Consider the following 15067-nt stretch of genomic DNA (forward strand, 5'->3'; position numbering starts at 1 on the left):
GTTTTTCAGATTTTCGGAATAGCGGGATGCCGCATCAGGCGTGCCTGCGCTGCGACTCGGTAGGGCGCGTTCGGGCCGCCGTATCCCGCGTAACCGCCGCGCCGCTCGACGATCTCGAAGAAGATCCCGTCGCCAAAGGGGCGCGAATAGAGTTGCAGGAAACTGGCCGCCCCCACCTGGTCATAGAGCAGGTTGCGTTTGCGCAGATCGGCGACGAGATCGTCGTCCAGCCCAAAGCGGGCCGCGAGATCATCGTAGTAGTTCTTCGGGATCGGCAGGGGGTCGAACCCGTCGGCCGCGAGGGCCTCGGCCGCCGCGAAGATGTCGCGTGTTTCGAACGCGACGTGCTGGACGGAGGAGCCAAAGCTGTCCGCGATGAACCGTCCGGCGAAGGTGCGGTGCGTCTCGGCGCCGTTGAGAGTGAGGCGGAGGCCGCCGTCGGCGGCCTCGATCGCCTGCGACCGCACCAGCCCGCCCGGATCGACCACATCGACCATCGGCTGCTTGTCGACCCGGAACAGCGAGACGTAGAAGAGAGACCAGGTCAGCATCTCCTCGTAATTCATGGTCTGCGCGATGTGGTCGATGCGCGTAAGGCCCGCGGGTGATGAAGCCTCGTCGTCTTCGATCGGGCGAAATTCGGTCTTCCAGACAGCCGCGAGACCGCTCGTGCGGTCGATGAAATGCAGGATGCCGCCGCCGACGCCGCGGATTGCCGGGATTTCCAGCTCGCCGGGCCCGACCGGCTGGTGAAACATGGCGGCGTCGAGCGCCCTCGCCCGGGCGACCGTCGCCTCTGCATCGTGCACCGAGAGGCCGATGTCACAGATGTTCAAACCATGTGCGATATAGGCGGAGTGCGCGAAGCCTTCGCTGTCGGTGTTGACAACGATGCGGATCTCGCCCTGCTGCCAGAGCTCGACGGCCTTCGAGATATGCCGACCAACGCGCCGAAATCCGAGGCTGCGCAGGAGCCGCGCCAGCTCGATCGCCTCCGGTTCGCTCGCGGCGAACTCGACGAAGGCGACGCCATCGCAGTCGATGCGGTCGGGCATCGACGGAGCCGACAAAGCGATATCAGGCTCCAGGCGGGACACCTGATCGATCAGGTAGACAAGCGAACGATGGCCATCAACGGCGATGGTGCGCGGACTGCCACCGCGGAACTGGTCGTTGAAGACTTCAAGCGAGAGCGGGCCGTCATAGCCCGTCGCCGCCACGGCGCGCATGAAGCGCACGACGTCCAGATCGCCCTCGCCCGGCATGTTGCGGAAGTGGCGCGACCAGTAGACGAGGTCCATTTCGATCTTCGGCGCGTCGGCAAGCTGGACGAAGAAGATTCGGTCGCCGGGGATCGAGCGGATCGTGTCGGGCGGGATATTGCGTGCGAGCGTGTGAAAGCTGTCGAGGATCAGTCCGATGCTTGGATGATCCGCGCGGCGCACGATCTCCCATGCATCGCGGTGATCCCAGACATGCCTGCCCCACGCCAGCGCTTCGTAGCCGACGCGAAGGCCGCGTTTCGCCGCGCGTTCGCCGAGTTCTGCGAAGTCGTCCGCCATCCGGTCGATCCCGCCAAGAGCCTCGGGATGAACCGATGAACAGACCAGCAAGAGGTTTGCGCCCAGTTCCTCCATCAGGTCGAACTTGCGCTCCATCCTGTCGAAGGCGCGCGATCGCAACGGTTCAGGCAGACCCTCGAAATCGCGGAATGGCTGGAAGAGTGACGTTTCCAACCCATGGTCGCGAACCATCTGGCCAACCTCGCGCGGACCGCCATCGAAAGCGATGAAGTCCTGCTCGAAGATCTCGATGCCGTCGAAGCCCGCGGCGGCGATGGCCGCCAGCTTTTCGCGCAAATCCCCGGCGAGGCAGACAGTTGCGATCGAGGTCCTCACTTCGCGACCTCCGTCTCGAAACGGTCGAAGGCTTTTCGCATTCGGTCCGGATCCGCAGGCAACCCCGTGAAGAGCCCGAAGGCACGCACAGCCTGGAAGACCGCCATGCCGGCGCCGGGCAGCACCTTGCAGCCATTTGCCCTGGCCGCACCGAGCAATTCGGTCTCGAGCGGGAAGTAGACAATGTCGGCGACCCAGTGCCGTGGCTCGATCAGGTCGGTCGGCAGGGGCGTCCCCGGCAGGTTGGCCATTCCCACGGGAGAGGCGTTGACGATCCCGTCCGCCTGAGCCGTGGCAGCAGCGAGATCATCGACGACATCGACCCGGTCTGCGCCGAACCGGCCAGCAAGGGATGACGCCAGCCGTTGCGCCGCGGACAGATTGGTGTCGCGGATCATCAATCGCCCGACGCCCTCTCCCAGTAGTGCGGATGCGACGGCGCCACCGGCGCCGCCGGCACCGATCAGAAGGACCGCGTCACGCTCAACCCCCGGCAGACCGCGCCGGAAGCTTTCTCCAAAGCCCCAGTAGTCGGTGTTGTGCCCGTGGCGCACGCCATCGCGGAGAACGATCGTGTTGACCGCCCCGACGGCGCGGGCGTTCTCCGAGAGCGACCCAAGATACGGAATTACTGCTTGCTTGTAGGGGAAGGTCACGTTCAGCCCGCGGAAACCGGCATCTTCCAGCGCGCACAGGATCTCCTCGATCGCGGGCTCTGGCGTGCAGCCGGCGAGATCGATGAGTCTGTAGTCGTAGTCCAGGCCCTGAGCCTTCCCCTCCGACATATGCATCATAGGCGTGCGGGACCCCGAGATCCCCTGTCCAAGAAGCCCCACGAGGATGCGCTTGTGGGGACCCGACACGGGCGGTCCGAGCTTCGGCATCCACCGCGCGGCCAAGTTCGCGTCCTCCCGTCCTCATGTCCTCGCCCAAGGCGGGTTCGATAATGTTCGACGCGGTTAATTCAGTCAATAGAATGTGCGCGGCGGTTAAATTAGGTGTATCGGAAAGGTGGGACATTCGGGTGAGGGTTCTCTATGTCTTGGCGAGAGACCGGAGGCGAGAAAATGCAAAGGGTGCGGAGTTCAGCATCAGAAGAAGACGCAGCCGAGCAGCCGCGACGGAGCTGGAAGCAGGACCCGCACGGCGTGCGCTTGAACATCCTTCAGGTCGCACGCGAAGCCTTCGCGCAAAAGGGTCTGTCGGGCGCGCGGATCGAGGAGATTGCGTCGCAGACATCAACCTCGAAGCGCATGATCTATTATTACTTCGGCGACAAGGAAGGGCTCTATCGCGAGGTTCTTGCCGACGCTTACCGCCGCACGCGCGAAGCGGAAGATGCGCTCGAGCTCGACGGGCTACCGTCCGACGAGGCGCTTCGCAAACTTGCGGAATTCACCTTCGACAACCATCGCCGGTCGAAGGACTTCATCCGCCTGGTCATGATCGAGAACGTCCACGAAGGCCGTCACATGCCGGATTCGACCGAGATGTCAGGAGAGAACTCGTCGGCCATCCGGCTGCTCGAGGACATCTACGCGCGCGGGCTCGAGGCTGGCGTCTTTCGTCCGGGCTTTAGCGCGGTCGAGTTGCACTGGCTCATCTCGGCGCTTTGCTATTTCAACGTATCGAACCAAGCAACGTTCTCGCACATCTTTGGCAGAGAGCTGTTCGACGAAGATGGGCAGACCAAGCTGAGACGGCATGTGGGCGACATGGTCTTGCGTCTCGTTCTGGCGTAGGCGCGCCTTCGGGCCGTCATAGATCGCCGTGCCTTTGCGCATCGGGCAAGGTCGGCTCAAAGCAGAGTCGGTTTCCCAAGGGCGCCGAGTGTCGTGCGCCGGCAGGTCAACGCCACTCGTGGCGTTGCTTCTTTGTCGGGCGCGATCCAAGCACAGCGCGAGGATACACACATGCCGGCCCGGAGGGCGTTGTGTAAGCGTTTAATATTGCGTGTTGATTTGGTTGCGGGGGCAGGATTTGATCAAGAACCCGCGCTTAGGGTTCTGATCTGAGCTCATTTGCACAAGTAGTCGCAGCACAACTGGCATGCAATGGCACCGAGAGTTCGAATCTCGTCCACTCCTCCCTACCCTCTAGGGATGACCACACCCAACCCTTTTCGCTCCTTCAAGACGTCGCCCGAGATCATCCGCGTCGCGGTCATGATGTACACTCGGTTCCCGCTCTCGCTCCGGAACGTCGAGGACCTGCTCCATGAGCGAGGGATCGACGTCAGCCACGAGACGATCCGGTTCTGGTGGCATCGGTTCGGACCGATGTTCGCCGCAGAGATCCGACGCAAGCGCATCGACAGACTGCGCGCCTTCTCGAACTATCGATGGCACGTCGACGAGGTCTTCGTGAAGATCAACGGTGAGTGAGATTACCTTTGGCGGGCCGTTGATCACGAAGGCGAAGTCCGCGAAGCGATCGTCACCAAGCGCCGCGATAAGAAATCGGCACTGAAATTCCTCCGAAAATTGATGCGCCGCTACGGTCGGCCGCAGGAGATCGTCACCGATCGCCTTCCGTCGTACCGCGCCGCGCTGCGCGAGCTCGGTGGGGCAGACCTGCAGTCGACGGGGCGATGGTTGAACAACCGCGCCGAGAATTCGCACCTGCCCCTGCGACGACGGGAGCGTGCGATGCTTCGGTTCCGGCGGATGCGAAGTCTGCAGCTTTTCGCCGCCGTCCATGCTTCCGTCCACAACCACTTCAACCAGGAACGCAGCCTCTCAAGTCGAAAAATCTTCAAGCGCAACCGCGCCGCCGCTCTTTCCGAGTGGCGTCAGCTTGGTGCGAGCTTAAGCCCCCCTGCCGCGGCAAACTGAGACGGGTTCGCATCCGTCTGACAGCTCCATCGGACCTTCAAGCCGGCGCCGCGATTACCGCATGTCCACACATGCCAGCACCGGTCTGACAGCACCGAGCCCAAGCTTACGGCGCTCCCGGCTTAACGTGACCGTGCCGTCAGACGAGCAGGGGCTCGCCGGCGTGGTAGATCGTGATTGCGCTGAGGATCGCGTTGTTCTCGCTGGGCAAAAGGTCGATGTCGAGAGTGCCGTCATCGACCACCACGGCCGCGCTGAGAGTGAAGGCGGTGTACCGTCCGCCGGCGAGTGCGTAGACGTCGATCGACGACAGCTCGGCCGGGGCCACTCCCTCCAAGCTGATGTCAAAGACGCGGTCGTCCGGACCGCTCGCCCATGGCTCGATGAAATGGAACTCGGCTATGTAGGTCGCTGCCTCGGGGAGCGCGATGTCGTACGAGAAGGTGCCGAACCCGTAGGTCTGATAGAGCACGTCGTCGAGCGTGCCTGAGATCGCGTTCGAGATTTGCCGCAACGAGATCGTCCCGCCCGAGATTCCTGGGTCCGGAGCATAGCTGATCCCGGTCTCTGACGAGATGTAGGCACCGCCTCCCACGTTGATCGCGGCCAGCGCGACGGGCCCGGCGGAGGCGTCGTCGATCACCAGCGTCTCGTTCAGCATGGCGATGCCGCCCTTTCCGTCCGACGCGGTAATCGTCACCGGCAGCTCGGTGCCGACGGCAAGCGCAAGATCGGCACCCTCGGCCACCACCAGCTGTCCGGCGCCGTTCACCGTGAACCGCGCGTCGTCGATCGAGAAGGTCACCGCATCACCGTCGATATCCGTGGCGAAGAGCATGCCCACCAGCGTTCCCGCCGCAGCGTCCGGCGCAATCGTGGTGCCCGCCAGCGCCAGATTCGACGGGGCGTCGTTGACCGGGTTCACCGTCACCTCGACGAAGACCGTATTGCTAGCGCCGCTGCCGTCCGTGCCGACATAGGTGAACATGTCCGTGCCGTTGAAGTCCGGGTCCGGGGTGTAGAGCACCTCGGCGCCGGCAATGCTGACACTTCCATGCGCTGCCTGACCGATCGAGATCAGGCTCGTCCCGGCCGCGTCGTTGGCCAGTACGTCGATCAGCACCGCGACGTCCTCGTCCGTGACGGCCGTGTCGTTTGTGGTGAAGCTCGCGCGCGCGCCCGAGATGAACTGGAAGCTGTCGACGACCACGGGCGCCGACCCGAGGCCGTCGACGCCCAGCACCTCGACGGTCAAGGACTGGTCGCCATCGAAGGTGATCTGCGCGTAGTGGAACAGCGTGTTGTCGCGCACGGCGGTGTAGCTGGGGGCCGGTTCGGTCTCCCAGTCCGAGAAGCTGCCATTGATGTTGCTCAGCTTCCCGCCCGGGCTGACCTTCATCCAGACGACGCCGTCGCTCTCGGTGTAATAGGTCGAGAGATCGGCCGTGGTCTGCACGTTCGTCGTCTCGCTGAGCGTGCTCGACCCGTTCACCAGCGGGAAGGTGCGCAGGTATGACTGGTCGTGGGTGGTCAGGACGAGGTCGACGTTCAGGCTCTCGAACAGCGGCGCCAGGTCGTCCCGCGCCTCCAGCGCGTCGCCGTGGTTGGTGCCGTCCGAATAGGGTGCGGCATGCATCACGGGAATGATCCAGTCGGCCCCCGCCGCCTGCGCCGCAAGGATGTCCGCCTCGATCCACGCCAGCTGTGTCGAGGTGAGCCCATCATCCTCGTCCGCCATCAGGATCATCACGAAGTGGGCGTCGCCAACATCAAATGAATAGAACCGCCCGTTCTCGAGGTCGTTTTCCTCGGGCTGTGGCAGGCGGTCGTTCCACTGGTCGAAGCCCTCGCCCAGGAAGACCTCGTGATTGCCGTAGACCGTCATGAAAGGCGCCTGGCCGAGCGGCTCCTGCCACTGGTCGAACCAGGCGTCGATCGTTGCCTCGAGCGTGCCAAACCGCTTGTCGGTGTTGTAATACGCGTAATCGCCACCACCCAGCAGCAGCGTGGGGTCGAGCGCGGCGATCTCGTCGCGGACCTGTTCGGTTCCGGCGGTCAGGCCGTCGGTGCGACCGATCAGGCCGGTATCCGCGAAGAAGACCAGGTCGAACGTGCCCTGCGTCCCCGCTGCGGGCGCCGTGGTTGCGTCGTAGACCTCGCTCCACGAGCCGTCGTCCAGGCGGACCCTGAACTCGTAGACCGTCCCGGGCGCGAGTCCCCGCAGCGTCGCCTCCCAAAGTTCGCCGCCGACGGTGCCCGAGGGGCGCAGCGCACTCTGGTCGGCGGTCCATCCGGTCTCTCCCTGCTGCCGGTACTGAACTTCGGTCGCCGCGACCCCGTCATCGAACCGCCAGACCACCGTGAGCGTGGTCGCGGCATCGTCGATCCAAGCCAGATGAAGCTGCTCGGCGGCCAGGCTCGTGCCGGCGGCGACCGGCAGCGTCGTGACAGTAACGGCGCCCTCTGCCGCACTCCCGCCTGAAGTAAAGGCATACCGGAAGCTGTCGGTGCCCGTTATCCCCGTGAAGGGCGTGTAGAGGATCTCGTCGCCAACGATCTCGACCGTTCCGTTCAGCGGAGCGCCGACGATTTCCAGCACTGCATCGCCGTTCGGCGCGTAATCATTGGCGAGGACATCGATCACGATCGGCACGTCTGCTTCCGTGGTGGCGACGTCGTCCTCGGCGATGTTCCCCGTGATGCTGTTCACCTGGAACGAGATCTGCTGGCTGTCGAGCAGCGTGCCTCCCGCGCCGCTGCCCGAGAAGATCTCGATCGTCAGGACATGCGGGCCCGCGCCGATCGAGCCGGGGCGGAAGTCACCGTTGGAATCACCGAAAAGCGCGTATGGCGCGCTGCTCTCGGTCCGCACGATGTCGCCGTCCAGCGACAGGCGCACGCTTCCGACCGAACCGGCATAAGGGGAATCGTCGGGCACCGTGACGTAGAGGCCAAGCACGTCGATGACCTCGGCCGTTAGGCCGACGACCGCGCCGCCGCTGAGCTGTGCGGCAATCTGGTCCGAGGCGGTGTCCACCAAGAAGACCGAGAGCGCTCCGCCACCATTGACCTGGATCGCGTAGGATGCGGTGACCTCGGGTGCGATGCCGTCGCTTGCGCCGATCACCAGTTCAATCTGCGGCTCGAGCACAGGGTCGAAGCTCGCCCCTGCGGCCACCACGAGGCTGCCATCGGCCGTGATCGAGAAACGCGCATCGTCGACCGAAAAGGTGATCGGGTCTCCGTCCGGATCGGTCGCCGATACGATGCCGACCACCGTTCCCGGCGCGGCGTCGGCATTGACCGAGCTTCCAGTGAAGCCGAGGTTCCCTGGCGCGTCGTTGACCGCGAGAACGCTGATGCTCACGCTCGCCTCGTCGGCGCCAAGCGCCCCGGCGACCGTGTAGCTGAAGCTGTCGGGCCCGTAATAGTCCCCGACCGGGGTATAGCGCAGCATACCGCCGTCGGTCGTCACGCTGCCATGGGCGCCTTGCGTGTACCCGGTAATGGTGATGCCAGGCTCGTCATTGGCAAGCACGTCGATCAGCACCGTCCCGTCCTCGTCGAGCGACGCCGCGTCGTCGTTGGCGAGGTCGGCCAGCGGGACATCCGCAATCAGGATGCTCGTCTCCAGCGTGGCGGTCCCGCCGTTGCCGTCCATGGCGGTGATCGTGACCGGCACGCTGGTGTCCGAGGGAACCGAGAGATCGGCGCCCGCTGCCACGACAAGCTGGCCAAGCGCGTTGACCGAGAAGCGCGCATCGCTGACCGCGAAGGTCACGGTATCCCCATCCGGATCGCTGGCCGAAACCGTGCCGATCACGGTGCCCGGCAGATCCAGCTCCGATACCGTATTGCTGCTCAGGCCCAGGCCTTCGGGCGCATCGTTCACCGGCGCCACCGTCACCGTCACCTGCGCGGTCGAGACCGTGCCCTCGCCGTCGATCACCGTGTAGGTGAAGCCGTCGACGCCGTTGAAGTTCGCGCCCGGCATGTAGAGGATCGCGCCGCCCTGGATCACCGCCGTGCCCGCCGAGGCGGCGCCGACCGATTGCAGGGTCACGCCGGCCGTGTCGTTGGCGAGGACGTCGATCAGGACCGCCTGGTCCTCGTCGGTCGATGCGGTGTCGTCGGCCGCGCCGTACTGCGGCACCACCTGGTAGATCGCGATGGCGCTGATGATCGCGTTGTTGACCAGCGAGTCGAAATCGATGTCCAGCGTACCATCGTCGACCGTCACGACCGACGTCAGAGTGATGGCCCGCGCGTCGAGGCCGGCGACGGCATAGGGGTCGATGCCTTGGAACGATGCCGGGACCGAGCCTTCCACGGCGACATTGAAGACCCGCTTGCCGGCGGCCTTGAACCATGGCTCGGTCAGCCAGAGCTCGACAACGTACTGGCCATCTTCGGGCACGGCGAAGTCGTAGGAGAAATCGCCGAAGCCGTAGGATTGGAACAGCCGGTCGTCTTCTGTGCCGGCGATCTCCAGCGGCCGGTCGCGATTCTGGATCTGCCCGCCCGAGATGCCTGGGTCCGCCAGGAAGGTCTGTCCCGTCGCGGTCGAGGTGTATTCTGCCCCGCCGATGTTGAATGCCAGAAGCGGGGCGGCCTCGATGAACGTGCCGCCGATCTCGAAGGAGTAGGTCTCCATGTCAGCATCTCCCCGATGTGGAGGCGGCGCTTCACCAAGAAGCGAGCGGTCGAGAATGCTCTTGCACCGAACTACGGAACGGCGCCGGCCCGGCCTTGGCGAGAGGTGGCGAAAATAAAATACAACCACAGATTGCATGGCGCCGTCCGAGTTGGCAAGCCAGGCTTGTCAGAAGGCATTGTCAGAGCAAACTAGGTTGAGCGGGGAAAGCCACCTCCCTACCCTCGCGGCATGAGCCAACGAAGCCCCTTTCGGTATTTCAAGACCAGTCCCGAGATCATCCGCCTGGCCGTGATGATGTACATCCGGTTTCCTCTCTCGCTTAGGAACGTCTAGGACCTGCCGCACGAACGCGGCATCGACGTCAGCCACGAGACCGTGCGGTTCTGGTGGCATCGGTTTGGACCGATTTTCGCAGCTGAGATCAGGCGCAGGCTCATCGACCAGATGCGTTCATTCTCGGGCTGGCGCTGGTGAGCAGCCTGATCTGACTGGTCCAAGTTGAGTGTTAGTGCATGACCGGCCTTTGATCCATCGGGATGATGGTTTCGGGCGCCGGGGGTCGATAGCCGAGGGCGCTGTGTGGTCTCCTGGTGTTGTAGTGGCGCCGCCAGTTCTCGATGATGATCTGGGCTTCACGGAGAGAGTAGAAGATTTCTCCGTTCAGCAGTTCATCGCGGAGCGGGGCATTGAAGCCCTCCACATATCCATTCTCCCAAGGCGATCCCGGTTCAATATAAGATGTCTTGGCCCCGACAGCGGCGATCCAGTGTCTCACAGCCTGCGCGATGAACTCCGGGCCGTTGTCGGATCGAATGAAGCCTGGCACCCCACGCAGGATGAACAGGTCGCTCAAGGCGTCGATGACGCTGGTTGCGTTGAGCTTCCGCGCGACCTTGATCGCTAGGCACTCCCGGCTGAACTCATCGAGGATGTTGAGCGTCCGGAACGCCTTGCCGTCGTCCGTCCGGCAATGAACGAAGTCATAGCTCCATATATGATCGGTGTGCTCGGGCCTGAGCCGAACACATGATCCGTCGTTCAGCCAGAGCCGGCTCTTCTTCGGTTGCTTCGATGGCACTTTCAGCCCCTCCCGTCGCCACAGCCGCTCGACGCGGCCATCGCTAATCTGCCAGCCTGCATCCCGCAGCAGCACCGCGATCCGCCGATAGCCATAGCGGCCGTATTGCCTGGCCAGTTCGATCATATCCGCCACCAGGCGTTCCTCATCTGCGCGTCCCTGCGGTCGGTGCCTTTGCGCTGAGCGATGCTGGCCGAGCACGCGGCAAACACGCCGTTCAGATACCGGGAATTGACTGCGGATATGGTCAATGCAGGTCCGACGACGGGTGGGGCTCAGAAGTTTCCCCGGGCGGCCTCAGCGAGGATGAGCTTGTCTGGCGTCAGGTCCGAAACCGCTTTCCTGAGCCGTTCGTTCTCCTTCTGGAGCCGCTTCAGCTCTTTGAGTTGGTCGGTTCCCATCCCCCCATCCTTTCGCCTCCAGCGATAGTAGGTCTGCTCCGTTATGCGCACCTCGCGGATTGCATCCACCCGCGCCATGCCTTGCCCGACAAGCACGTCAACCTGCCGCAGCTTCGTGACAATCTCCTCGGGCTTGTGTCGCTTGTTCGCCATTCCTGGTCCTCCCTTTGCTAACCATAGCGGTGGACCAATTCAGTGGGGGAGGCTCATCGAGATACCGCGGAGCACGCGAGGCCCCGCGCCGTCGTAGGGCCGATACGCGGGCTTTGCCAGCATGCGTGCCCTGCCCAGAGCCTGCTTATCAGCTGCGCCTCTTATGAGGCGTAAAAGGGCGGGGAGGAGACGTTTGCGGCGCCGATCATGAATGGCGCCTCCGCGGACCAAGCCGTCGTTAGACGATGCGGCACGATCCACTTCACAAGCGAAGGCCGGGCCGACGCGACGAGCGTCGTTACTGCAGCGCTGCCGCAGGCCTTCCCGGAAGCGGCCGTTCCCAGCACCTCCGAATGGCCTGTGCAGCATCGGTCATTCGCTGCGGCGTCGGAGGTGTCTCAGGTGCGGACATTCCTGACCTGTGCACGCGCAGCACGATCAGCTGCACTGGTGAATGCGAGAGGCAGGTGATCGGCGTCACTCAGGCGGCTCAACCGCCGGGCACTTCTGTGGCGCGTCCGCTCAGCTGAAACGCGACCATGCCTGCTGGAATCCGTTCGCGATGTCCTCCCAGGCGGTCTCGAACTGCGCGCGGCGTTGGTCCCAGGCGTCGCGCTCGGTCTCAGCGACCTCGCGCATTTTCTTCTCGGCCTCGTCGCGCCGCTTCTTCATCTCGTCGAGCGCGGCATCGTACTTGTCCTTCGCATCGCGGGATGCGCCTTCCGCCTTCTGATCGAACTCATTGATCTGAGCATTCCATTCGTCGATTTTCTGCTTCAGCCATTCGACATATTCGTCGCGGGTCTGCATGCGATCTCCTTATCCTTGCTGCGTTATCCTACGTTAAGATGTGCATCGGTTCACTGCGCCTGCTTGGACATTTCATCGACCGCTTCGGTGAATTCCTCGACAGGGCCATCGTCGCGGAGCTCAATCTGTGATCCGGCCACGAACGCCAGGATTATGGCACTGGCCACCAGGATACCGGTGACCGCTGGTTTCAACTCTCGCATGTTCCGTGTCCTTTCGGTTTGGTAGCAGCAACGCCGCTGCACGGCGGCGGTTTCGGCATGGCCAAAAAATTTCCGTAGGAAACGAACCGCCCCAAGACTCGTTCTTGATGGGTGAGATTAGGGCAAAAGGAGCGAACACATGCTCGGTTGGGCCATAACATTTCTCGTCATTGCACTGATTGCCGGCGTGCTGGGCTTTGGCGGTATCGCGGCGGTCAGCGCAAATATCGCTCAGGTTCTGTTCGTTGTGTTCATCCTGCTTTTTGCGGTCACTCTGATCGCCAATGCGAGCCGTGGTCGCAGGCCGCCCCGCTGAAGACTCGCATATTTCCGGCGCATTCTTGCAATCGGTCAGCCTTGGTGGAGACCACGGGAAGGAGCAGCCCCCACAAGAAAAGACAGGCAGTGAACGGAGAAAGTATGTTCGAAAGACTCGAAATTTTGAGGCTCTCCCCATTTGCAGCCCTGATTGCCGCAGGCCTCGCTTTGTCGGGCTGTGCGACCGTCGCCGCGGGCACCGCTGGCGGACTAATCGTTGACGAAGGCTTGAACGAGGATGACGGCGAGTTCGACCCTCTTGAAAACACCGAAGCAGCCCAAGAGATCGAAGACGCGGTCGAATAGGAGGCGAAGGTGGATCTCTCGCCGACGGTCGTGCCGGCTTCCGCCTGCCTCAGCGCGAACGCGATCTGCTCGTCGGTGAATCGTTTCTTCGGCATCTCGGCACTCCTCTCGCTTCCGAAGCGTGCCCGAAAATTCGCGGTCAGAACGCGCCAGTTTAAGGGGTCAAGATCATGGCGTTGCCCGCGGATATCGAAACCTAGAACCGAAAGACCACGAGTAGGAGGAGAAAATGCAATCTATCAATCGAGAGTCGCTCCAACTCAAGATGGGCAGCGCCGACGACCTGATCCTTGTCGAGGTGCTTCCCAAGGACAGCTACGACGAATTCCACATTCCCGGCGCGATCAATGTCCCCGTAAAGTCCGACGATTTCGCCGAACGCATTCAGGCGGTTGCGAACAAGAACGACGAAGTCGTCGTCTATTGCCAAAACACGGAATGCGACGCCTCACCGCGCGCCGCCGAGAGGATGGAGAAACTCGGGTTCAAACGGGTCTTCGACTACGAGGCCGGAAAGGACGACTGGCGCAAGGCCGGTCTTCCAATTGAGCAGAAATGACCTTGGACGAGCGACGGGGCGATCTCGAGAAGACGCCGAAGCAGGAAGACGTTGTCGCATCGGCGTGCGGCGGGCGGTATGCGCCGGACAGCATGTTTCTCCGGGGCTTCAGCGACTTCGTCGCCTGCGTCTTGGACATCGTCAACGCGCGCTCCGAATACGTCGAGGCAGGCATTCTGGACCGACTGGCCGAGCCTGACCGGGTAATCAGCTTCCGGATCGTCTGGCTTGACGATGACGGCGAAGTTCAGGTGAATCGGGGCTGCCGGGTGCAGCATTCGAACGCCATCGGACCATACAAGGGAGGCCTACGCTTTGCACCTTCGGTCGAGGAGGGCATCCTTCGTCGCCTTGCCTTCGAGCAGACCCTCAAGAACGCTCTCACAGGTTTGCCTATGGGCGGCGCCAAGGGCGGTGCGGATTTCGACCCCCAGGGGCGCTCCAAGGCCGAGATCATGCGCTTCTGCCAGGCCTTCATCACTGAGCTTCATAAGGAGATCGGTCCCAGTCGCGACATACCCGCAGGAGATATCGGCGTCGGCGAGCGCGAGATCGGCTTCATGTTCGGTCAATACAAACGGATCACCGAGACCTTCAGCGGCGTGATGACGGGCAAGGGGCTCGAGTTCGGCGGAAGCTGCCTGCGCCGCGAGGCAACCGGTTACGGCGTAATCCATTTCCTGGAAGCGATGCTGAAGCACCGTGGCGAGGCTATCGATGGCCGGTCGGCTGCGATCTCGGGCGCGGGAAATGTCGCGACCCATGCGGCCAAGAGACTTGCACAGACCGGCGGCAAGGTTCTGACCCTGTCGAACTCGCGCGGTTTTCTGCATATCCCAGACGGATTGTCGGAGGATCGGATCGACGAAGTCGTCGACGCGCGCGACGCCCCCTCCTTCCGCCTCGAAGCTATGGCCGATCGTGTCGGCGGCACCTGGCATCCCGGCGACACGCCGTGGCAGGTCGCCTGTGATATCGCCATGCCCTGTGCAACCCAGAACGAAATCGACGAAGCCGCCGTGAAATCGCTCGTGGACAACGGCTGCGAGATCGTGGTCGAAGGCGCGAACCTTCCCCTTACCCCCGGTGCGCGCGATGCCGTGCGCGCGGCAGGGCTTCTTTACGGCCCCGGAAAGGCCGCCAATATCGGTGGCGTCGCGATGTCGGGTCTCGAACTCAGCCAGAACGCGGCGCGACTGCACTGGGCCAAGGAGGATCTGGCCCAGGACCTGCGCCGGATCATTGAGGAGGCGCACGAGCTTTGCCTCGAACATGCCGGAGACGAGAAACAACCTGATTACGAGCGCGGGGCAAATCGGGCCGGTTTCATCAAGGTCGCCGACGCGATGACAGCTTTCGGCGTACTTTAAGTGCCGGTGCCCGTAACCGGCAGGTCTGTGAGTGACGGCTATGGGCTCGTAGCAGGCGTCCGCGGCAAAACCTACCAAAGTCGGCTTTGGGCCGCTTTCCGACCACTGGTGGCTGAGCAAAGTTCGAGCGATGGGTCCTTCTCAGACCTCGCGCTCACCGCGGGGAATTCGCCACCGCGGTGCGAGCAATGATTTGGTGCGCTGCCAGTGGGTGAATAGGGGTTGTTGTTGGGATCTCGATGCACGGGCGGCGACCGGGGTTTTCCTCGGTGGGTGAGGATAACGCAGTGCGCCAACCATTGCTCTTGCGTAGACGTCACTTCGGACGCGCTGGTGAATGGCCGGCCTCCAGGGTGTTGTGCGTAATCGCAGGATTTTACCGAGAGTGCCTCGCGGTCTTGGTTGAGATTTCAATCTCCGGGAGAAGGTTCGCGAGGGAAGCGGACCAGATTGTGGAGAATAGGAGCCCATCCCAGCCCC

At 63.0% G+C, this 15067-nt stretch carries 11 protein-coding genes and 2 pseudogenes; 7 read left to right on the forward strand and 6 right to left on the reverse strand.

Annotated elements, in window-relative coordinates:
* Positions 1 to 5: 5 nt before the first annotated feature.
* Positions 6 to 1898, reverse strand: a complete 1893-nt coding sequence (locus H0I76_RS13105; protein ID WP_200610499.1) for a bifunctional sugar phosphate isomerase/epimerase/4-hydroxyphenylpyruvate dioxygenase family protein — start codon at positions 1896 to 1898, stop codon at positions 6 to 8.
* Complete coding sequence (locus tag H0I76_RS13110; RefSeq protein WP_200610500.1) at positions 1895 to 2782, reverse strand: shikimate dehydrogenase; 888 nt, start codon at positions 2780 to 2782, stop codon at positions 1895 to 1897. The genes H0I76_RS13105 and H0I76_RS13110 overlap by 4 nt, the downstream gene beginning before the upstream one ends.
* Positions 2783 to 3046: 264 nt before the next feature.
* Here H0I76_RS13110 and H0I76_RS13115 point away from each other — a divergent pair, with 264 nt between their 5' ends.
* Both H0I76_RS13115 and H0I76_RS13120 read left to right on the forward strand, forming a co-directional pair.
* Positions 3047 to 3640 carry a TetR/AcrR family transcriptional regulator gene (locus H0I76_RS13115; protein WP_325166449.1) on the forward strand — a complete coding sequence of 198 codons (594 nt, stop codon included), beginning with the start codon at positions 3047 to 3049 and terminating at the stop codon, positions 3638 to 3640.
* Between the two features lie 360 nt (positions 3641 to 4000).
* Positions 4001 to 4732: pseudogene (locus tag H0I76_RS13120) on the forward strand (IS6 family transposase).
* Positions 4733 to 4871: 139 nt separating this feature from the next.
* Here H0I76_RS13120 and H0I76_RS13125 read toward each other — a convergent pair.
* Positions 4872 to 9386: an Ig-like domain-containing protein gene (locus H0I76_RS13125; protein ID WP_200610502.1), complete on the reverse strand. Its 4515-nt coding sequence runs from the start codon at positions 9384 to 9386 to the stop codon at positions 4872 to 4874.
* Between the two features lie 231 nt (positions 9387 to 9617).
* Between H0I76_RS13125 and H0I76_RS19465 the strand changes: the two are divergent.
* Positions 9618 to 9860, forward strand: a pseudogene (locus tag H0I76_RS19465) (IS6 family transposase); the annotation flags it as partial.
* Between the two features lie 34 nt (positions 9861 to 9894).
* Here H0I76_RS19465 and H0I76_RS13130 read toward each other — a convergent pair.
* The 3 genes from H0I76_RS13130 to H0I76_RS13140 all read right to left on the reverse strand — a co-directional run bounded on the left by H0I76_RS13130 (position 9895) and on the right by H0I76_RS13140 (position 12034).
* Positions 9895 to 11021, reverse strand: a protein-coding gene (locus H0I76_RS13130) for an IS3 family transposase (protein ID WP_200610503.1) whose coding sequence is annotated in 2 segments (ribosomal slippage) — positions 9895 to 10757 and positions 10757 to 11021 — 1128 coding nt in all. Because the reading frame shifts where the segments join, the coding sequence is not laid out codon by codon here.
* 522 nt (positions 11022 to 11543) lie between these two features.
* Positions 11544 to 11831: a sll1863 family stress response protein gene (locus tag H0I76_RS13135; RefSeq protein ID WP_200610504.1), complete on the reverse strand. Its 288-nt coding sequence runs from the start codon at positions 11829 to 11831 to the stop codon at positions 11544 to 11546.
* Positions 11832 to 11881: 50 nt separating this feature from the next.
* On the reverse strand, positions 11882 to 12034 hold the full coding sequence (locus H0I76_RS13140) for a hypothetical protein (RefSeq protein ID WP_200610505.1): 153 nt from the start codon (positions 12032 to 12034) through the stop codon (positions 11882 to 11884).
* A 139-nt stretch (positions 12035 to 12173) separates the two neighbouring features.
* Here H0I76_RS13140 and H0I76_RS13145 point away from each other — a divergent pair, with 139 nt between their 5' ends.
* From H0I76_RS13145 to gdhA, 4 genes are all read left to right on the forward strand, one after another.
* The gene (locus tag H0I76_RS13145; protein ID WP_200610507.1) at positions 12174 to 12350 is read left to right on the forward strand and encodes a DUF1328 domain-containing protein; all 177 of its coding nucleotides are present in this window, start codon (positions 12174 to 12176) and stop codon (positions 12348 to 12350) included.
* 104 nt (positions 12351 to 12454) lie between these two features.
* A complete protein-coding gene (locus H0I76_RS13150; RefSeq protein ID WP_200610593.1) occupies positions 12455 to 12658 on the forward strand; it encodes a hypothetical protein in 204 nt (67 codons plus the stop codon).
* Between the two features lie 229 nt (positions 12659 to 12887).
* Positions 12888 to 13217, forward strand: a complete 330-nt coding sequence (locus H0I76_RS13155) for a rhodanese-like domain-containing protein (RefSeq protein ID WP_200610510.1) — start codon at positions 12888 to 12890, stop codon at positions 13215 to 13217.
* Entirely contained in the window at positions 13214 to 14587 is a 1374-nt protein-coding gene (gene gdhA / locus H0I76_RS13160) for an NADP-specific glutamate dehydrogenase (RefSeq protein ID WP_407704271.1), read from the forward strand. Before H0I76_RS13155 ends, gdhA begins: the two co-directional genes overlap by 4 nt.
* Positions 14588 to 15067: the final 480 nt, after the last annotated feature.

Origin of the sequence: Thermohalobaculum xanthum (assembly GCF_016623495.1) — a bacterium.
Lineage (GTDB): Bacteria > Pseudomonadota > Alphaproteobacteria > Rhodobacterales > Rhodobacteraceae > Thermohalobaculum > Thermohalobaculum xanthum.